At 65.0% G+C, this 19,654-nt stretch carries 15 protein-coding genes and 2 pseudogenes; 14 read left to right on the top strand and 3 right to left on the bottom strand.

What is annotated here, in order from left to right:
• The 6 genes from J5M58_RS10510 to J5M58_RS10485 form a co-directional block, all read left to right on the top strand.
• A partial coding sequence (locus tag J5M58_RS10510) for an Ig-like domain-containing protein (protein WP_243432289.1) occupies positions 1 to 4,761 on the top strand: 4,761 nt, incomplete at its 5' end.
• Positions 4,761 to 6,032 (top strand): TolC family protein, encoded by a 1,272-nt coding sequence (locus tag J5M58_RS10505; RefSeq protein WP_112253564.1) that lies wholly within the window; start codon positions 4,761 to 4,763, stop codon positions 6,030 to 6,032. The genes J5M58_RS10510 and J5M58_RS10505, both read left to right, overlap by 1 nt.
• Positions 6,022 to 8,184: a type I secretion system permease/ATPase gene (locus tag J5M58_RS10500; RefSeq protein WP_207878096.1), complete on the top strand. Its 2,163-nt coding sequence runs from the start codon at positions 6,022 to 6,024 to the stop codon at positions 8,182 to 8,184. The genes J5M58_RS10505 and J5M58_RS10500 overlap by 11 nt, the downstream gene beginning before the upstream one ends.
• Positions 8,174 to 9,361 (top strand): HlyD family efflux transporter periplasmic adaptor subunit, encoded by a 1,188-nt coding sequence (locus tag J5M58_RS10495; protein ID WP_112253566.1) that lies wholly within the window; start codon positions 8,174 to 8,176, stop codon positions 9,359 to 9,361. Before J5M58_RS10500 ends, J5M58_RS10495 begins: the two co-directional genes overlap by 11 nt.
• Before the next feature lie 272 nt (positions 9,362 to 9,633).
• Positions 9,634 to 10,056 carry an anti-virulence regulator CigR family protein gene (locus J5M58_RS10490; RefSeq protein WP_112253567.1) on the top strand — a complete coding sequence of 141 codons (423 nt, stop codon included), beginning with the start codon at positions 9,634 to 9,636 and terminating at the stop codon, positions 10,054 to 10,056.
• Positions 10,057 to 10,713: 657 nt separating this feature from the next.
• On the top strand, positions 10,714 to 11,073 hold the full coding sequence (locus J5M58_RS10485; RefSeq protein ID WP_112253568.1) for a hypothetical protein: 360 nt from the start codon (positions 10,714 to 10,716) through the stop codon (positions 11,071 to 11,073).
• Between the two features lies 1 nt (position 11,074).
• On the opposite strand, the gene osmE is transcribed toward J5M58_RS10485, so the two are convergent.
• Positions 11,075 to 11,431, bottom strand: a complete 357-nt coding sequence (gene osmE, locus J5M58_RS10480; RefSeq protein ID WP_112253569.1) for an osmotically-inducible lipoprotein OsmE — start codon at positions 11,429 to 11,431, stop codon at positions 11,075 to 11,077.
• Positions 11,432 to 11,607: 176 nt separating this feature from the next.
• Positions 11,608 to 12,434, bottom strand: a pseudogene (locus tag J5M58_RS10475) (2,4-dienoyl-CoA reductase); the annotation flags it as partial.
• Positions 12,435 to 12,436: 2 nt separating this feature from the next.
• On the opposite strand from J5M58_RS10475, the pseudogene J5M58_RS10470 reads away from it, so the two are divergent.
• Positions 12,437 to 12,577 (top strand): annotated as a pseudogene (locus tag J5M58_RS10470) (MerR family transcriptional regulator); the annotation flags it as partial.
• Between the two features lie 168 nt (positions 12,578 to 12,745).
• Here the strand turns inward: J5M58_RS10470 and J5M58_RS27905 are convergent.
• The gene (locus J5M58_RS27905; protein WP_112253939.1) at positions 12,746 to 12,952 is read right to left on the bottom strand and encodes a hypothetical protein; all 207 of its coding nucleotides are present in this window, start codon (positions 12,950 to 12,952) and stop codon (positions 12,746 to 12,748) included.
• A 229-nt stretch (positions 12,953 to 13,181) separates the two neighbouring features.
• Here J5M58_RS27905 and J5M58_RS10465 point away from each other — a divergent pair, with 229 nt between their 5' ends.
• From J5M58_RS10465 to J5M58_RS10435, 7 genes are all read left to right on the top strand, one after another.
• On the top strand, positions 13,182 to 14,162 hold the full coding sequence (locus J5M58_RS10465; RefSeq protein WP_207878095.1) for a quinone oxidoreductase: 981 nt from the start codon (positions 13,182 to 13,184) through the stop codon (positions 14,160 to 14,162).
• 13 nt (positions 14,163 to 14,175) lie between these two features.
• Entirely contained in the window at positions 14,176 to 15,024 is an 849-nt protein-coding gene (locus tag J5M58_RS10460; protein ID WP_207878094.1) for a TauD/TfdA family dioxygenase, read from the top strand.
• 54 nt (positions 15,025 to 15,078) lie between these two features.
• Positions 15,079 to 16,131 carry a 3-keto-5-aminohexanoate cleavage protein gene (locus J5M58_RS10455; RefSeq protein ID WP_112253942.1) on the top strand — a complete coding sequence of 351 codons (1,053 nt, stop codon included), beginning with the start codon at positions 15,079 to 15,081 and terminating at the stop codon, positions 16,129 to 16,131.
• Positions 16,132 to 16,311: 180 nt separating this feature from the next.
• On the top strand, positions 16,312 to 17,625 hold the full coding sequence (locus J5M58_RS10450) for an MFS transporter (protein WP_207878093.1): 1,314 nt from the start codon (positions 16,312 to 16,314) through the stop codon (positions 17,623 to 17,625).
• Positions 17,622 to 18,275, top strand: coding sequence for a DsbA family protein (locus J5M58_RS10445; RefSeq protein ID WP_207878092.1), 654 nt, complete (start codon positions 17,622 to 17,624; stop codon positions 18,273 to 18,275). Before J5M58_RS10450 ends, J5M58_RS10445 begins: the two co-directional genes overlap by 4 nt.
• Positions 18,272 to 18,598, top strand: coding sequence for a Rieske 2Fe-2S domain-containing protein (locus J5M58_RS10440; RefSeq protein ID WP_112253945.1), 327 nt, complete (start codon positions 18,272 to 18,274; stop codon positions 18,596 to 18,598). Before J5M58_RS10445 ends, J5M58_RS10440 begins: the two co-directional genes overlap by 4 nt.
• Positions 18,595 to 19,608 (top strand): YeiH family protein, encoded by a 1,014-nt coding sequence (locus J5M58_RS10435; RefSeq protein ID WP_112253946.1) that lies wholly within the window; start codon positions 18,595 to 18,597, stop codon positions 19,606 to 19,608. The genes J5M58_RS10440 and J5M58_RS10435 overlap by 4 nt, the downstream gene beginning before the upstream one ends.
• Positions 19,609 to 19,654 lie beyond the last annotated feature (46 nt).

Raw genomic sequence — 19,654 nt, 5'->3', positions numbered from 1 at the left:
CTGCCCAATGGCACCGTGGTCAATGCCACGGCTAGCGACGCGGCTGGCAATACCGGCCCGGCAGCTACGGTCACCGTCGACTCCAGCGCGCCGGCTGCACCGGTAATCAATCCAAGTAACGGCGCGAGTATCAGCGGTACCGCCGAAGCGGGCGCCACCGTGACACTGACCGACGGAAGCGGCAACCCGATTGGGCAGATCACCGCCGACGGCAGCGGCAATTGGAGCTTCACCCCCGGTTCGCCGCTGGCAAATGGTAGCGTGATCATCGCCACGGCAACCGACCCGACCGGCAACACCGGTCCGCAGGCCGCCACCACAGTGGATTCAGTGGCCCCGGCCGCACCGGTGATCGAGCCGAGCAACGGTAGCGAAATCAGCGGCACCGCCGAGCCCGGCAGCACCATCACCCTGACCGACGGCAGCGGCAATCCGATCGGCCAGACTACCGCCGATGGCAGCGGCAACTGGTCGTTCACGCCAGGTACACCGCTGCCGGATGGCACTGTGGTCAACGCCACGGCGACCGACCCGGCCGGCAATACCAGCGGGCCGAGCAGCACCACCGTGGACGGCGTGGCCCCGGGTGTGCCTACCATCGACCTCAGCAACGGTAGCAGCCTTAGCGGTACCGCCGAGCCGAACAGCACCGTCACCCTCACCGACGGCAGTGGCAATCCGATTGGCGTAGCCACCGCTGACGGCAGCGGCAACTGGACATTCACGCCAGCCACGCCGCTGCCCAATGGCACCGTGGTCAACGCCACGGCGAGCGACGCGGCTGGCAATACCGGCTCGGCAGCGACGGTTACTGTCGACTCCAGCGCGCCGGCTGCACCGGTTATCAATCCAAGCAACGGCTCGACAATCAGCGGCACCGCCGAAGCGGGCGCCACCGTGACCCTGACCGACTTCGGCGGCAACCCGATCGGCCAGATCACCGCCGACGGCAGCGGCAACTGGAGCTTCACTCCCGGTTCGCCGCTGGCCAACGGTACCGTGATCATCGCCACGGCAACCGACCCGACCGGCAACACTGGTCCGCAGGCCGCCACCACGGTGGATTCAGTGGCCCCGTCCGCACCGGTGGTCGAGCCAAGCAACGGCAGCGAAATCAGCGGCACCGCCGAGCCCGGCAGCAGAGTGATCCTGACCGATGGCAGCGGCAACCCCATCGGCCAGACTACTGTCGACGGCAACGGCAACTGGAGCTTCACTCCCAATACGCCGCTGGCCAATGGCACAGTAGTCAACGCCGTGGCCCAAGACCCGGCCGGCAACACTGGCCCGCAGGGCAGCACCACGGTGGATTCGATCGCACCCGCCGCGCCGGTGGTCAATCCGAGCAACGGCGCCGTGCTCAACGGTACTGCCGAGCCGAACAGCACCGTGACCCTTACCGACGGCAGCGGTAATCCCATTGGCGAAGCCACCGCCGACGGCAGCGGCAACTGGACGTTCACCCCCGGTACGCAACTGCCCGATGGCACCGTGGTCAACGCTACCGCGACCGATGCAGCCGGCAATACCGGCGCTCCTGGTAGCACTACCGTGGACGCGTCGCTGCCGTCGATTCCGCAGGTCGACCCGAGTAACGGCTCGGTGATCAGCGGTACCGCGGATGCGAATAACACCATTATCCTGACCGATGGAAGCGGCAACCCGATCGGCCAGGTCAGCGCCGATGGCAGCGGCAACTGGTCGTTCACGCCCGGCGTACCGCTGCCGGATGGCACCGTGGTCAACGTGGTGGCACGCAACCCCGGTGGGACCGATAGTGCACCAGCGATCATTACCGTGGATGGCGTGGCACCGGCCGCACCGGTGGTCGAACCGAGCAACGGCACGGAAATCAGCGGTACCGCCGAAGCGGGCGCGACTGTCATCCTCACCGACGGCGGTGGCAACCCGATAGGTCAGACCACCGCCGACGGCAGCGGCAACTGGTCGTTCACCCCCGGTACACCGCTGGCAAACGGCACAGTCATCAACGCCGTGGCCCAGGACCCGGCCGGCAACACCAGCGGGCCGGCCAGCGTCACCGTTGACGCCATCGCCCCGGCCGCACCGATCATCAACCCGAGCAACGGGGTGGTGATCAGTGGTACCGCCGAAGCCGGGGCCAAGGTGATTCTCACCAACAGTAGCGGCAACCCGATCGGCGAGACGACCGCCGATGGCAGCGGCAACTGGGCCTTCACGCCTGCGCCTGCGCTGGCCAACGGTACGGTGATCAACGCCGTGGCCCAGGACCCGTCCGGCAATACCAGCGGGCCGACCAGCACCACCGTTGACACCATCGCCCCGGCCGCCCCGATCATCAACCCGAGCAACGGAGTGGTGATCAGTGGTACCGCAGAAATTGGCGCCAAGGTGATCCTCACCGACGGCAGCGGCAACCCGATTGGCCAGGCTACCGCGGACGGCAGCGGTAACTGGTCGTTCACGCCTGGCACACCGCTGGCCAACGGCACGGTGATCAACGCCGTGGCTCAGGACGCCGCCGGCAATACCAGCGCCCCACAGGTCAGCACCACCGTGGATGCGATCGCCCCCGGCCAGCCGACGATCGAGCCGAGCAACGGTACCGAGATCAGTGGTACCGCCGAAGCCGGGGCCAAGGTGATTCTCACCGACGGCAGCGGCAATCCGATCGGCGAGACAACCGCCGACGGCAGCGGCAACTGGTCGTTCACGCCCGGTACACCGCTGGCCAACGGCACGGTCATCAACGCCGTGGCCCAGGACCCGGCAGGCAATACCAGCGCTCCAGTGGTCAGCACCACGGTCGATGCCATCGCCCCGGCCACGCCGACTATCGAGCCGAGCAATGGTGTGGTCCTCGCTGGTACCGCTGAACCCGGCGCCACCGTCATCCTCACCGATGGTGGCGGCAACCCGATCGGCGAGACCACGGCGGACGGCAGTGGCGACTGGAGCTTCACCCCAACCACGCCGCTACCCAACGGCACGGTGGTCAACGCGGTGGCCGAGGACGCTGCTGGTAACACCAGTGGCCCGGCCAGTACCACGGTCGACACGGTGGCACCGTCGGCGCCGCTGCTGAGCATCAGTGCCGACGGTGCACTGCTGACCGGTACCGCCGAGCCGAACAGCCAGGTACGCCTCGTGATCGACGGCGATACCGCCAACCCGATCACGGTGAATGTCGACGGCAGCGGCAACTTCAGCCTGCCGTTTGCGCCGCCGCTGATCACCGGCGAACTGATCAGCGGGGTCAGCGCCGACGCTGCCGGCAACCTCAGCGGCCCATCGACGATCAACGCGCCGGACCTGGCACCGCCGACCATCAGCGTGCCGGAGGCCGCCGATACCTGGATCAACGCTGCCGAGATCAGCGACGGGATCCAGGTCGACGTGACCATCCGCCCGACCATGCAGGTCGGCCAGGTGATCACGGTCGCCTTCGCCGGGCAGAACGGCTACGAGACGCAGGCAACGCACACCATCACCGCCGGCGATATCCTGGCCGGCAGTGTCACCGTGACCATTCCCCCTGGCGGTGGCATGGGGCCGTTCCCCGAGGGGGCCTCAACCGTCACCGCGGACATCAATGGCGGTACTACGTCGAGCGCGGTGCCATTCACCGTCGACACCATCCCGCCTGCGACCCCGGTGCTGTCGCTGGTGGGCAGCATCCTGACCATCTCCACCGACCCGGGAACCGACCTGACGGTCGAAGTGGACATCGGTGGCGTCACCGCCACCGCCACGGTGACTGCCGATAATAGCGGGCTGGCTTCTTTGAACCTGCTCACCGACCTGGACATCGACCTCACCCTGGACCAGTTGCTCAATGCCCAGGTCTCGGTGACTGGCGAGGATCCGGCCGGCAACACCAGCAATGTGGCGACCATCGGCGTCGGTAGCAGCATCGAGCAGCCAGTGACCATCGGCAACTTCGGCGTCGATGTCAGCCTCAACCCGCTGAGCCCGCGGTTCGGTTTCAGCGGCGTCACCGAGCCAGACTCCAGCGTGGTGATCCGTGTCATCACCCCGGCGCTGAACGTCGAGCTGCTGCCGATCACGGCGGACAACTCTGGCAACTTCTCGCTGAACCTGCTTAGCCCGACCGTACTCACCCAGTTGGGGTTGAACATCACCGATATCCTCAACCTTGGCTCGCAGATCTCGTTCAACATCGTCGCCACCGATACCAATGGCAACGACAGTTCCGCCTACGGCATTACCCTGGCCCCTGCCGGGCTGTCGCTGAACATCGGCCAGATCGACGTCAACGGCACCTCGGGGGACGATGTCATGTCCGGGGCGAATGGCAGTTCGGAGCATATCAACGGCGGCAATGGCAACGACCTGATCTTCAATGTGGGGACTGGCGATCAGGTAGTGGCTGGCGACGGCAACGACGCCATCCAGATCACCGCGACCAACTTCACCAGCATCGACGGCGGCGCGGGCTTTGACACGTTGGTCCTGGCCGACGGCATCGACCTCGACTACAACGCCGTCGGCGTCGGCACGCTCTCCAATATCGAGCGTATCGACCTCGGCAGGGGCGACTCTGGGAGCGTGCTGACCCTGACCGCGGCGGAGGTCGACGCCATCACCGATGCCAACAACGTCCTGCAGATCACCGGCGAGAGCAACGACACGCTCAACGTGGTGGGTGCCGTGAACACAGGGACCACCCAGCAGCTCAACGGCATTACCTACGATGTCTACAACTTTGGCAGCAGTACCCTGCTGATCGAGGACAACACGGTACAGGTCGTGGTCTGATGCGCGGCCTGTCCGTGCACAAGGGAAGGCGCCGTGGCGCGGGAGCCCTTTGGCTCCTGTGCCTGGGGCTACCGCTGTCCGCGTCGGGCATCCCGCTCGACCAGGCGGTGCGGGCGGGGTTGGCGATTCACCCACAGGTGCGTTCGGCGATGGCCGAGGCGGATCGTGCGGGCACCGAGGTGGAAATCGCCAAAGGTGGTTACTACCCCTCCGTCACCATGTCCGGGGGGCCGCAGGAATTCGATGTTGGTGAGGTCGTCTACGACGTGACCGTATCGCAGATGCTGTATGACTGGGGCAGGGTGACGAGCAAGGTCGACAGCGCCAGCGCGACCCGGCGCAAGCTGTCCGAGGCGGTGCTGGTGGCGCGCGACGATGCGGCGCTGGATATCGTCGAGACCTACCTCGACGTACTTGCCTCGGAGCGCCGGGTAGAGACGGTGCGCCAGCACATTCAGCGCCTGGACGGCATCCGCGAGATGACCCAGGCACGCGGCAGCGATGGTTACGCCGACCGCAGCGAACTGGACCGCGCCAACCTCGAACTGGCGCGTGCCCAGGAGCAGCTGTCGCTGGAGAAGGGCAACCTGCAGGACGCGCGCAACCAGTACGCGATCCTGGTTGGCCAGGACCCCGCCGAACTGGTGGAGCCCGAGCCGATGTCGCTGCAGCGCTACCTGGCTGCCAGCGACGTGGCGCGGGTGATCCGTGAGTCGCCGTTGCAGCGCAAGGCGTTGGAGGACGCCAATGTCGCCGAGGCGCAAGTCCGCGAGGCCAAGGCTTCGTTGCTGCCGCAGTTGAACCTGGAGGCCTCCGCGTTGCGCCGGGAGATCGGCGGTCGCCCGGAAAGCGACTCGGTGATGTCGCTGCGCTTTCGCATGGACACTTTCCAGGGGCTTTCCAACTTCCGCCGGCCGACTGCTGCGCAACAGCGTCTGGAGTCGGCGCAATGGACGGCCGATGCGATGCAGCGGGACATCCGCCGGCAGTTGCAGTCGCTGTTCGACAACGCTGACACGCTGCGCTGGCGGGAACAGTCGCTGAGCCAGCAGGTGACAGAGTCGGAGCAGGTTGGCGAGCTGTATCGCGAGCAGTTCGAGGTCGGCCGCCGCGACGTGATCGACTTGCTCAACGTGCAGCGCGAACGTTTCGAGGCCGAGCGGCAGTTGATCAACTTGCACATCGAGCGCAAGCGCATCGAGTACCGCGCGGCCGCGCAGGTCGGGCTGTTGGGGGCACTACTGGAGAATCGGTTGAATCATGGAAGTTGAACAATCCCCGGACAACGTCGTGCCCCTGAACCACGACGACCCGCTGCGCCAGGGCCTGTTGCTGCTATGTCGGCAACTGGGCCGGCCGCTGGGCGACGCCGAACTGGTCGACGGCCTGGCACTGGAGCACGGACGCCTGCCGCTGCGCCTGGTCGTTCGCGCCCTGCGCCGCGCAGACATCAATGCCAAGGTCGCGGAGCTGCCGTTGCGGCAGATGGACGCCTACCTGCTGCCGGCGCTGCTGCTGCTCGACGATGGTCGCAGCCTGCTGCTGGTTGGCGTCGAGGGCGAGCAGTACGAGGTGCTGGTGCCGCAAAGCGAGGGTGGCCGTGAGTGCATGGCGCTGACCGCTCTGGAGGCGCTTTACAGTGGCACTGCGGTGTTCGCCAAGTGCCGCTACCGCCCCGATGGGCGGGTGGGCGACTACGCCAGCGGCCTGCCGGAACACTGGTTCTTCGGGCCACTCAAGCGGCTCTGGCGCTCCTATGCGGAAGTCACGGCGGCAGCCCTGGTAGCCAACGTCCTGGCCGTCGCCTCGGCGCTGTTCGCCATGCAGGTATACGACCGCGTGGTGCCCAATGCCGCCTTCGATACCCTATGGATACTCGCCAGCGGCGTGGCCCTGGCGATCATCGTCGACGGAGTGTTGCGGATCCTTCGCGGGCACCTGCTGAACGTACTCGGCAAGCGCCTGGACCTGCAATTGTCGAGCCTGCTGTTCGCGCGCGTGCTAAGCACCCGGATCGCCGCCAAGCCGGCGTCGATGGGCGCGTTCAGTACCCAGGTGCGTGAGTTCGAGTCGGTCCGCGAGTTTTTCACTTCGTCCAGCGCCGCACTGATCAGCGACCTGCCGTTCGTGGCGATCTTCCTGTCGATCATTGCCGTGATCGGTGGCCATGTGGTCTGGGTGCCGCTGGTGGCCTGTGCGTTGATGCTGCTGCCGGGGCTGCTGACCCAGCGCCTGCTCGGGCACCTGTCGCGGCAGAACCTGCGCGAAGGGGCGATGAAGAACAGCGTGCTGCTGGAAGCCTTCGAACACCTGGAGACGGTCAAGGCCACGCGTGCCGAGGGCCGCTGCCGGCAGCAGTGGGAGACGCTCACCGGGGAACTGGCTGGTACCGCAATGAAGACCCATGCCCTGGCCTCGACCCTCAGCTATTCGGCAAGCATCGTCCAGCAGTTGTGCTATGTCGGGGTGGTGGTGTTCGGCGTCTACCGCATAAGCGACGGGGCGATGACCGTTGGTGCCCTGGTGGCCTGTTCGATCCTGGCCTCGCGGGCCATCGCACCGCTGTCCCAGGCTGCCGCCATCCTCGGTCGCTGGCAGCACACCAAGGTGGCGCTTGAAGGCCTGGACCAGCTGATGTCGGCCGAGCAGGAGCGCCCCGCCGGGAAGCGCTTCGTGCATCGCGACCGGCTGCACGGGCATTACCGCCTGGAGGCGCTGCGCCTGGCCCATGGCGACAGCCCGCCGGTGGTCGATGTGCAGGCGCTGAGCATCCAGGCCGGCGAGCGGGTGGCGCTGCTCGGCGGCAACGGCGCCGGCAAGTCGACCCTGCTGCGGCTGCTCAGCGGCCTGCTCGACGCCCAATCCGGCCGGCTGTTGCTGGACGACATCGCCCTGAGCCAGCTCGACCCGGCCGACCGCCAGCGCGGCATCGGCTACTTGCCGCAGGATGTCGCGTTGTTTCACGGCAGCCTGCGGGAAAACCTCAACCTGGCGAACGCCGCGCTGGGCGACGAGGAATTGCTGGAAGCCCTCGATGGCGTGGGGCTGGGCACTTTCGTACGCGCCCACCCGTTGGGCCTGGACATGCCGATCCTGGGCAACGCCAGCCTCTCCGGTGGACAACGTCAGGCGGTGGGGCTGGCCCGGGTATTGCTGCAGGACCCGCCGATCCTGCTGCTCGACGAGCCGACCGCAGCCTTCGACCAGAACAGCGAGAAACAGGTCATCGATTACCTGCAGAAATGGCTGGGCCGACGTACCTTGATCCTCACCACCCACAAGAAAAGCGTTTTGGCACTGGTGGACCGTGCAGTGGTACTGCGCAACGGCCAGGTGATCATGGACGGCCCGCTGAACCAGGTGGTGCTGGGCAATCAGGTGCAGGCGCCGCAGGTCGCCGAAGGAGCTGGCCATGGCAGCTGAAAAAAGTTCTGCAGTGCTGCGCCGGCAACTGGCCGACCCCTTGCTGGCCACCACTCACCCGGTCTATCGCCCGCTGCTCTGGACCCTGCTCGGCAGCGTCGTGCTGTTCGTCGCCTGGGCCGCCTGGGCGGAGCTCGATGAAGTGACGCGCGGCGACGGGCGTGTGGTGCCGTTCAGCCGCATCCAGAAGATCCAGAGCCTGGAAGGCGGCATTCTTGACCGTCTGCTGGTGCAGGAGGGCGACCTGGTGGAGGTCGGCCAGCCGCTGCTGCGCCTGGACGAGACGCGCTTTCTCACCAATTTCCAGGAGTCGGCCAACCAGGCCGGCGTGCTGCGCGCGGCCATCGCCCGGCTGGACGCCGAAGTGCTGGGCAAGGCGACCATCGAGTTCCCGCCGGACATCGACCCGCAAGGGCCGCTGGCGCGTTCCGAGCGCGAGCTGTTCAAGTCGCGGCGGGACAAGCTGCTCGAGGGTAGCCAGGCGATCCAGAGGCAGATCAGCCTGGCCCAGAGCCAGCTCGACCTGGTCCGCCCGCTGGTGGCCAAGCGTGCGGTAAGCCAGATGGAGGCGCTGCGGCTGAGCCAGGACATCGCTACCCTCAACGGCAAGCTGACCGAGCTGAAAAGCAGCTACTTCCAGGATGCCTATACCGAGCGCTCACAGCGCAAGGCCGACCTCAGTGCCCTGGAGCCGATTGTCCAGCAGCGACAGGACCAGTTGCGCCGTACTGGCATCGTTTCGCCGGTGCGTGGGCGGGTCAACACCGTGCTGATCAATACCCGTGGCGGGGTGATCCAGCCCGGCGAGGCGATCATGGAAGTGATACCGGTGGAGGACCGTCTGCTGGTCGAGGCCAGGATCAAGCCGCGTGACGTGGCCTTCCTGGTGCCGGGCATGCCGGCCAAGGTGAAGATCACCGCCTATGACTTCAGCATCTATGGCGACCTCAAGGGTACGCTGGAGCAGATCAGCGCCGACACCATCGAAGAGGACACGCCCCACGGCAAGGAGTCGTACTACCAGGTGCTGATCCGCACCGACGGCAGCCAGCTCAAGCGCGACGATGAAGTGCTGCCGATCATCCCCGGCATGGTAGCCGAGGTGGATATCCTCAGCGGTAAGCGCAGCGTGCTCAATTACTTGCTGCGCCCGCTGATCAAGGCCCGTCTCTACTGAACTGCAGCGTCAGATGGGCAGGCAGGCTCGTTCAGCCAGGCGTCAGGAACAGGAATTGCAAGATCCCTGCAAACCTGCCCATTTGGGGATACGGCCATGCTTCTACAAGACCTGTACTTCATGTTTCTCTTCGCCATTGCCGTGCTGGCACTGGATGTGGCTGCCATCATGCTCTATCGGAGTGCCAAGCCCTGACCCGCGTTTGGGGACTTTCACCCTGAACCGGGTTCTGGTCTACAGTGCTGGGACGTCACTGGTGCAAGGAAGAAGATATGGCAAAGCGTCGATGGGCAGTTATCGCTACCTCGATCGTGCTGGCAGCGGGGCCAGCGCTTACTTATGCCGACCCGGGTAATGGCAAGGGGCAGGGCCATGGCAAGGACAAGGGCCAGCATGGTCAAGGTCACGGGGGCTCGTATGGTGGCCCGTCCATAAATCGTGGCGATGTGCTTGGCATACTTGACGGGCACCGCAGCTACTGGAGCGCAGGGCAGGCGCTGCCGCCCGGCATCCAGAAGAATCTGGCCCGTGGCAAACCGCTGCCGCCGGGTATCGCCAAGAAGCTGGATGGCAGGCTGCTGGGGCAGCTCCCTCATTATGATGGCTATGAATGGATGCAGGCGGGTGCGGACCTGATCCTGGTGGCGGTCGCCACGGGGATCATCTATGAGGTGTTGAACGGCGCGCTGGATTGATCTCAGGCGCAGGTATCAGCGAGCGCCGTCAATTGTAGGAGCGGCCTTGTGTCGCGATGGGCTGCAAAGCAGCCCCCGGCAGGCGACGCGGTGGTTGGCACCGGCTACGCCGGTGTTCGCGGGCACGCCCGCTCCCACAGGAACGGTGCATTCTTTCAGCTGATGGGGTCCCTGTGGGAGCGGGTTCACCCGCGAAGCAGGCAACGCGGTGGCTGGCACCGGCTGCGCCGGTGTTCGCGGGTAAACCCGCTCCCACAGGTACAGCGCATTCTTTCGGCAGGTGGGGGCCTTGTGGGAGCGGGCATGCCCGCGAAGCAGGCGACGCGATGGCTGATACCGGATACGCCAGTGTTTTCGATAGCACCCGTTTCTCCAAAATCAGGTGTTTTCCTGCACGTTCAGCACTGACCATTGTCGTCCGTCGCCAGCAAGCCGCTGGAGTGCGTGCCCCGAAAATGTTGCGACCTTGTTCACCAACCGTCGGAGAGATCAGTTTTCCATTCTGATAGAAGATTCTGTTGGCTTCTTTTGCATGGTTAGCTATTGGCAGATTCACTCTCCCAGCCTTCACTCATCCAGGCCACTGGCAGTAATATCAGTTGCGGCCAGTGCAGCGAGACTTTGGTTGATTGGTAAGCCAATACAACCCCCGTTAGAATGCAGCGTATCCTTGATGGCCAATTGCAAATGTCTACTTTTCGTATCTTTCTTTGCGCTGTACTGGTCAGCAGCCTTGCCGGCTGCGCGACCCCAGGCAAACCCACTGCCAGCAAACTGACTCACAAATCGCCCCAGCAGTACGCCGCCTGCGTGCTGCCAAAGTGGCAAGCACTGGCGCCTCAGGCCACGCAGAAATCGATCGCCCACGGCTACCGGCTGACGGCCCCCAGCGCGGTAGCATCCGATGATGTGCTGGACGTAGTCGATTCCCGCGAGGGCAGCCGCGCGACCTTCTACAAGGGCAGCTTCCTGTCTGGCGACAAATTGCGCCAGGCTGCCAGGGAATGTCTGGACTGACTCAGTAACCCGAGCCGCTGGAGCCGCCCATGCTCGGCAGGCGGGCCTTGCGCTGGGCATTACTCCACTCTGCGCAGGTCATGAAAGCGGTATTGTCCACTTCGCCGGCACCGTCGAAGCTGACGCTATAGGGTTGACGGTTGTCGGCCTTGGTCAGCATGTAGTCAAAGCAGGTACCGGGCACCACGGTACGCCTGGATTGGGCATCAGGCTTGCCGCCGATCTGCATGACCTGGTCTTTGCTCATGCCGTTTTCGACTTTCGCTACCAGCGGCTGGTCATGGTATAGCGCGGAATTGGACGAGCAGGCAGAAAGCGCTATCAGTGTAACGATGAGTGCGTGAAGGGGTTTGTTCATGGCAGTGCTCCGGTAGAGAACGCCGATGAAGGCAGGTGCTGCGGATTGTGGGGCTGCTGGCGCAGCCCATCGCGACACAAGGCCGCTCCTACAAGGGCCAGTGCTGGCTTGAAGAGATATCCAAGGCAGTTGCTCCCAGAGCGAACGTGCGACCCCTGGCTTTGCCGATCACACCATCAATCCGCTCGGCTTTTCATCATACGCCTGTACTGGCGCACCCGCAGTAACGTACAGCCTTGCTCCAGCAACAAGGCGCGCAATGGCGATGCATGCGCCTTGGGCCGGTTGCCGGCCGCCAGTCGGCGCATCTGCAATTTCACCAGGGCCATGTAGGCCAGTGCGGCTAACGCCTTGCGCTTCCAGCGAATGGGTTGTAGTTCGGCGGTTGCCGTCGGCTCGCCGTTCTGCCAGCGCCGGGGCAGGGCAGGCTCGACTGCCAACGCCGTGGCAATCCCCGCCATTGCCACACCGCTGGCCAGCACCTGCTCGACTACCGGCAAGCGCCGGATACCGCCGGTGACCATCACCGGCATCTTCGCGATGGCGGCGATTTCCCGGGCGAACTCCAGGAAGTAGGCCTCGCGAGCCAGGGTGCGTCCATCGCGGGCATCGCCTTGCATCGCCGGTGCCTCATAACTGGCGCCCGACAGTTCCACCAGGTCCACCGGCAACTCATTCAGCCACAGCACTGCCTGGCGCGCATCCGCCGGTTCGAAACCGCCACGCTGGAAATCCGCCGAATTCAGTTTCACTGCCACGGCGAAACCGGGTGAAACCACCTCGCGCACAGCCTTGACCACTTCCAGCAGCAACCGCGCGCGATTTTCCAGGCTGCCCCCCAGCGGTCCTGGCGCTGGTTGCTCAGTGGCGAAAGAAACTGACTCAGCAGGTAACCGTGGGCAGCGTGGATCTGTACGCCACTGAAACCGGCTTCTCCAGCCAGCGCCGCAGTGCGGGCGAAGCGCTGGATCAATGCGCCGATCTCGGCTTCATCCAGCGCCTTGGCAGCAGCGGCTGGCACAGAACCGCGCGCAATTGCTGGCGGTTATTGCGGGCATGGAAGGCAAGCCGCAGGGCATGGATTGCGAGGAGAACGCCCAGCGCCTGATTGCCGGTTGGCAGAAGGGCGAGGCCACGAACACGTAACCCCCTTGTAGGAGCGGCCTTGTGTCGCGATGGGCTGCGTAGCGGCCCCGGCGATCTGTGCATCAACGCAAGATCCGGGGGCCGCTACGCAGCCCATCGCGACACAAGGCCGCTCCTACAGGGATCGCGCAGGCGTCTGGATTCTGCGTAAGACAGTTGCGCCCACGATCAGCCTGCACCACCGCGCTTGTTCATCTGCTCGCACTGCATCAATGCATCCGTCCTGCTTGGATAACTGGGCTTGAGCCGCTCTTTCGCTTGGTTATCGTAAATGTCGAATCCCCCACAAACGGTAGCGGCGTAATACCGGCTACCCACGCGGAACGACTCCTTTTCGATCGGCACAGCGGGAACGATAACGAATCTTGGTTGCATTTTTCGTGCCTCCCCAGGCAGAGACTTAAGTATTAGTCTGACCATGGGAAAGCATCAAGGAGGCTCATGAATAAAACACGGGTTTCGTGATTGGCAGGTCGATGCCCCCACTGTCATCAAATGAAAACCCGCTGTCGTCCGATGCGAAGCACCCCGCACACCAAGGGCATACAGTCCAATCACCCAGAACTGACGCCATGCGTCCAGATCGATGATTGGAGAGACAAGCATGTCCAAAGTCGTACGTTTCCATCAGACCGGTGGCCCCGAGGTGCTGCGCTACGAGGACGCCGAGGTCGGCGAGCCCGGCCCGGGGCAGGTGCGCTTGCGCCAGGTGGCGGTAGGCCTGAACTACGCCGATACCTATTTCCGCAACGGCACCTACCCGATCCCGCTGCCCAATGGCATTGGCGTGGAAGCGGCCGGCGTGGTCGAAGCGCTGGGCGAGGGCGTGACCCAGGTGGCGGTCGGTGACCGGGTCACCTACACCGGTTTCCTCAACACCTTGGGCGCTTACTGCACCGAGCGCCTGATCCCCGCGGCCGCGCTGATCAAGCTGCCGGATACCATCGCCTTCGAAACCGCCGCTGCCATGACCATGCGTGGGCTGACCAGCGCCTATCTGCTGCGTCGGCTCCATGCGTTCAAACCCGGCGACAGCGTGCTGCTGCATGCTGCCGCTGGCGGCGTTGGCCTGATCGTCGCGCAGTGGGCGCAGCTGATGGGGCTGAGCGTGATCGGCACGGTGTCCACCGAGGCCAAGGCCGAGGTAGCTCGCGCCCATGGCTGCAACCACGTCATCAACTACAGCGTCGAGGACGTTGCCACACGTGTGCGTGAGCTGACCGACGGGGTAGGGGTGAATGTAGTGTTCGACAGTGTTGGCAAGAGCACCTTCATGGGCTCGCTCGATTCGCTCAAGCGTCGCGGCCTGATGGTTTGCGTCGGCACGGCGTCGGGCACTATCCCGCCGTTCGACCCGCAGCTGCTGGCGATCAAGGGTTCGCTGCAGCTCACCCGCCCGGCACTGGCCGACTTCATCGCCGACCCGGCGGAGAAGGCCGACCTGGCCGGCGAGCTGTTCGATCATGTCGGCAGCGGGCGCATCCGTATCGAGATCAACCAGCACTATGCACTGCAGGATGCCGTCCAGGCCCACCGTGACCTGGAAGCGCGCAAGACCACCGGCTCGTCGATCTTCGTCATCTGAAGAGGGCAACTGCATGCACATCGAACAACTGACCTGCGCGATCGGTGCCGAGGTAAGTGGGGTCAACCTGGCCGACGCGATCCACGACGACGACCTGTTCGCCCAGCTTCGCGCGCAGTTGCTCCGCCACCGCGTGCTGTTCCTGCGTGACCAGCACTTCAGCCGCGCCGAACATGTGGCGTTCGCCCGCCGCTTCGGCGACCTGGAGGACCATCCGGTGGCGGGCAGCGACCCGGAGCATCCGGGCCTGGTACAGATCTACAAGCGCCCGGACCAGCCCAGCGACCGCTATGAAAATGCCTGGCACACCGACGCCACCTGGCGCGAGGCACCGCCGATGGGCTGTGTGCTGCGCTGCATCGAATGCCCGCCCGTGGGCGGCGACACGATGTGGGCGAACATGGTGCTGGCCTATGAAAACCTGCCAGACGATGTGAAGGCCAAGATCGAAGGCCTGCGCGCCCGCCACAGCATCGAGGCGAGCTTTGGCGCCGCCATGCCGCTGGAAAAGCGCCTGGCGCTGAAGGCGCAGTTTCCCGATGCCGAGCACCCGGTGGTGCGTACCCACCCGGAAACCGGCGAGCAGGTGCTGTTCGTCAACGCCTTCACCACACATTTCAGCAATTACCACACCCCGCAGCGGGTGCGCTTCGGGCAGGACGCCAACCCCGGCGCCAGCGACCTGCTGCGCTACCTGATCAGTCAGGCCTACCTGCCGGAGTACCAGGTGCGCTGGCGCTGGAAGCCCAACAGCGTGGCGATCTGGGACAACCGCAGCACCCAGCACTACGCCGTCATGGACTACCCACCGTGCCACCGCAAGATGGAGCGTGCCGGGATCAAGGGCAGCCCCACGTTCTGAGTTCGTCGCCGTCGCTGGCGGCAACCGCACAATAACAATAGCGAGGACTACAGCATGCAATTCTTCGACGATTCGTTGCACCCGGAAAACATGGAAAAGGTGGTGATCACCGTGGCCCCCTATGGCCCGGAGTGGATGCCCGAAGACTTCCCTGAAGACATCCCCTTGACCATGGACGAGCAAGTGCAGAAGGCTGTCGACTGCTATGAGGCCGGCGCTACCGTGTTGCACCTGCACGTGCGCGAACTGGACGGCAAGGGCTCCAAGCGCCTGTCCAAGTTCAACGAGCTGATCGCCGGGGTGCGCGAAGCGGTGCCGGACATGATCATCCAGGTTGGCGGGTCGATTTCCTTCGCCCCGGAAGGAGAAGGCGAGGCGGCCAAGTGGCTGTCGGACGACACCCGGCACATGCTCGCAGAGCTGACGCCGCGCCCCGACCAGGTGACCGTGGCCATCAACACCACGCAGATGAACATCATGGAGTTGCTGTACCCCGAGTACCTGGAAGGCACCTCGCTGGCCAGCCCGGCGATTCATGCTGCCTATAGCGAAATGACCGTACCGGCCGGCCCGGCCTGGGTCCGCGAGCACCTGCGCCGCCTGCAGGCCAGCAACATCCAGCCGCATTTCCAGCTGACCGGCATGCACGCCCTGGAGACGCTCGAACGCATCGTGCGCCGCGGTGATTACATGGGCCCGCTGAACCTGACCTGGATCGGCATCGGCGGCGGTTTCGACGGCCCCAACCCGTTCAACTTCTTCAACTTCATCCACCGCGCGCCGGACGGTTGCACCCTGACCGCCGAATCGTTGCTCAAGAACGTGCTGCCGTTCAACACCATGGCCCTGGCCATGGGCCTGCACCCACGCTGCGGCAACGAAGACACCATCATCGACCAGCATGGCAAGCGCTTCACCTCGGTGCAGCAAATCCAGCAGACCGTGCGTGTGGCCCATGAGCTGGGCCGCGAAATTGCCAACGGCAAGGAAGCACGCGCGATCTACCGCATCGGGCAGCAGTACGACAGCATCGAGCAGACACTCAAGGCCAACGGCATGGCGCCAAATCGCCAGCCGGGCGTGAAGGGCGTGCCGCAGCGTACCTGACGCGGCAGGTACGGCCTCTTCGCGTGCATGCCCGCTCCCACGGGTGCGGCGCTGGCCCAACGGTCGACGCGGTCACTGTGGGAGCGGGCGCGCCCGCGAAGAGGCCCGTAAAGCAACATGAATATTGGCTGTAACCCATAACAACAAGAACAACCTCACGCCCCACACCAAGGAGGCAACATGGCCACCTATCTCGCCAGTGCCGAAGATTCCGGCACCGACACCGCCCACAGCGTCCCCCGGCGCTATGCCTGGGTGGTCTTCGCCCTGACGTTTGGCCTGTTGATCTCCGACTACATGTCGCGCCAGGTGCTCAACGCGGTGTTCCCGCTGCTCAAGGGCGAATGGGCATTGAGCGACAGCCAGCTCGGCCTGCTCAGCGGTATCGTCGCGCTGATGGTCGGCCTGCTGACCTTCCCGCTGTCGCTGTTGGCCGACCGTTTCGGCCGGGTGCGCAGCCTGGTGCTGATGGCGGTGCTGTGGAGCCTGGCCACCCTCGGCTGCGCCCTGGCAGAAAACTACCCGCAAATGTTCATCGCGCGGTTTCTGGTGGGGGTGGGCGAGGCTGCCTACGGCAGTGTTGGCATCGCCGTGGTGGTCGCCGTGTTCCCCCGCGACATGCGCTCGACCCTGGCCGGCGCGTTCATGGCCGGTGGCATGTTCGGCTCGGTACTGGGCATGGCCCTGGGCGGTGTGCTGGCCCAGCACCTGGGCTGGCGCTGGGCATTTGCCGGCATGGCGCTGTTCGGCCTGGTGCTGGCGATGCTGTACCCGCTGATCGTCAAGGAGGCGCGTATTGCGCCTCGATGCGCGCAGCAGCCGCAAGGCAAGGCCGGCCGCCCGCTGCGCACCCTGTACAGCAGCCGTTCGGTCATCGCAGCCTACGTCGGCAGCGGGCTGCAGCTGTTCGTCGGCGGCACCGTGATCGTGTGGATGCCCAGCTACCTGAACCGCTATTACGCCATGGGCACCGACCGCGCCGGGGCGATTGCCGCCGTCATCGTGCTGTGCAGCGGTATTGGCATGATCCTCTGCGCCATGCTCTGCGACCGCCTCGGGCGGCAGCGCCCGGACCGCAAGATCAGCCTGGCCATCGCCTACTGCCTGGGCAGTTGCGCACTGCTGTCCCTGGCGTTCGCACTGCCAGCCGGCAGCGCCCAACTGGTGCTGATCTGCCTGGGCATGATGATCGCTGCCGGCACCAACGGCCCGTCCAGTGCCATGGTCGCCAACCTTACCCACGCCGCGGTGCATGGCACCGCGTTTGCCACCCTGACCTTGGCCAACAACCTGTTGGGCCTGGCCACCGGGCCGCTGATCACCGGGCGCGTTTCCGACCTGATCGGCCTGCATGCCGCCTTCCAGCTGGTGCCGCTGATGAGCATTGGCGCGGCGGCGGTGTTTTTCCTTGCCAAACGACATTACCACCGCGACATGGAGCGTCTGCATGCGCCGGCAGGCGATGCTGCCGCACTCCGGGAGTTGAATCCGTGAAACAGCTGTTGTCCGTTGAAGTGTTCTTCGATTTCGTCTGCCCGTGGTGCCTGATTGGCCAGCGGCACCTGCAGGCCGCCCTGTTGCTGTTGCAGCGCGAACAGCCACAGGTGCAGGTGCAACTGCAATGGCGAGGTGTGCAGTTGTTGCCTGGCTTGCCAGCCAGTGGTGTGCCGTTCCATGCCTTTTACCTGCAACGCCTGGGTAGCGAGGAGGCAGTACGCGAGCGCCAGGCCCAGGTGCGCGCCGCTGCCCGGGTGGTAGGCGAGGACATCGATTTCTCGCGTATCCGCCGCATGCCCAACACCGCCAGTGCCCATCGGCTGCTGCAACGGGCCACCCGGCTGCTCGATGCAGCGCAACTGGAGGCCATGCTGGCACAGCTGTTCATCGCCTATTTCCACCAAGGCCGGGACTTGGGGGATAGCCTAACCTTGCTCGACATCGCCCAGCGTTGCGGGCTGGAGGCCGCCCAGGTAGTCGACTGCCTGCGTGACGACGGCAGCCCGTTCCTCGATGGGGCGGGGCGCGCAGGCAGTGCCGTGCCGCGTTTTCGCTTCAATCAGGGGCCGCTCATCGCTGGTGCGCAGCCTGCCGAGGTGCTGTTTGCGGCCATGACCGAAGCACTGCAAGAGGTTGAACGGGCATGACCCGGCGGTTTGCATTGGCCCCCCATCAAGTGCCGGAACGAGGCAGCCGTGTGCTGTTGGCCTGCGAAGGGCGCAGCGTGGCGCTGTTCAACGTTGCCGACTCGCTCTATGCCATCGAAGACAGCTGCCCGCACCAGGGCGCGTCGTTGTGCGGCGGGCGGCTGGAAGGCCGTGTCATCCAGTGTTGCGCGCATGGCCTGCGCTTCGACCTGGCCAGCGGCTACCTGGTCAATTCCAGAGCCTTGAAGGTTGCCAGCTACCCGGTCGAGCAGCAGGGCGGGCAGGTCTATATCGTGTTTGACAGTGAGGAAGTGGGGCAATGAATACACTGGCACTTGGCGCTACCCATCAGCGTATCCGCACCCTCGCCCCGGGGGTGGTGGTCAGCCTTGTCGTCGGTGCGGCCGCCAGTTTCCTCAGTGAGCATTACGCAGCGCCGGTCATGCTGTTTGCCTTGCTGTTGGGGATGGCACTGAACTTTCTTGCGGTCGACGGCCCGTGCAAGGCCGGTATCGAGTTCACCGCCCGCACGGTACTGCGCCTGGGTGTGGCGCTACTTGGCATGCGCATCACCCTGGACCAGATCGCCAGCCTGGGCTGGAAGCCCGTGGCCCTGGTCATCGCCCTGGTGGTGGTAACGATCCTGGTCTCGGTGGTGGTGGCCAAGGCGCTAGGGTTTTCACGGCTATTCGGCATGCTTACCGGCGGTGCCACGGCCATTTGCGGTGCCTCGGCGGCGCTGGCGCTGGCGGCTGCCTTGCCCCAGCACCCGCGCAAGGAGCATGCAACGCTGTTCACCGTGATCGGCGTGTCGGCGCTGTCGACCCTGGCGATGATCCTCTACCCGATGATTGCCCAGTGGCTGCACCTGTCGCCAGCGCAGGCCGGGGTCTTCCTCGGTGCTACCATCCACGATGTGGCGCAGGTGGTGGGGGCGGGCTACAGCATGTCTACCGAGACCGGTGACATCGCCACCGTGGTCAAGCTGATGCGGGTGGCCATGCTGTTGCCGGTCATCGTCTGCGCCGCCGTGATCACCCGGCGCCAGGGCCTTGAGGCCGGCGGGCAAAGGCCGCCTTTGCTGCCATGGTTCGCGGTCGGCTTCCTGCTGCTGGCGTGCGTCAATAGCACAGGCTGGGTACCCGCCGTGGTGCAGGGCGGCATCAACGACCTGTCGCGTGGCTGCTTGGTGGTGGCGATCAGTGCTCTGGGCATGAAAACCCAACTCAAGGCGCTGGCCTCGGTCGGGGTGAAACCCATTGCGCTGATGGTGGGGGAGAGCGTGTTTCTTGTGCTTTTGGTGCTGGCGTTGATGCACTGGGGCCTTGCCTGACTGCTTGACGCGGTCGATTGTAGGAGCGGCCTTGTGTCGCGACAGG

The organism is Pseudomonas sp. 32_A (assembly GCF_017490905.1).
In the GTDB taxonomy this organism is placed as follows: domain Bacteria; phylum Pseudomonadota; class Gammaproteobacteria; order Pseudomonadales; family Pseudomonadaceae; genus Aquipseudomonas; species Aquipseudomonas inefficax.
This window is presented reverse-complemented; position numbering and strand designations above follow the sequence as displayed.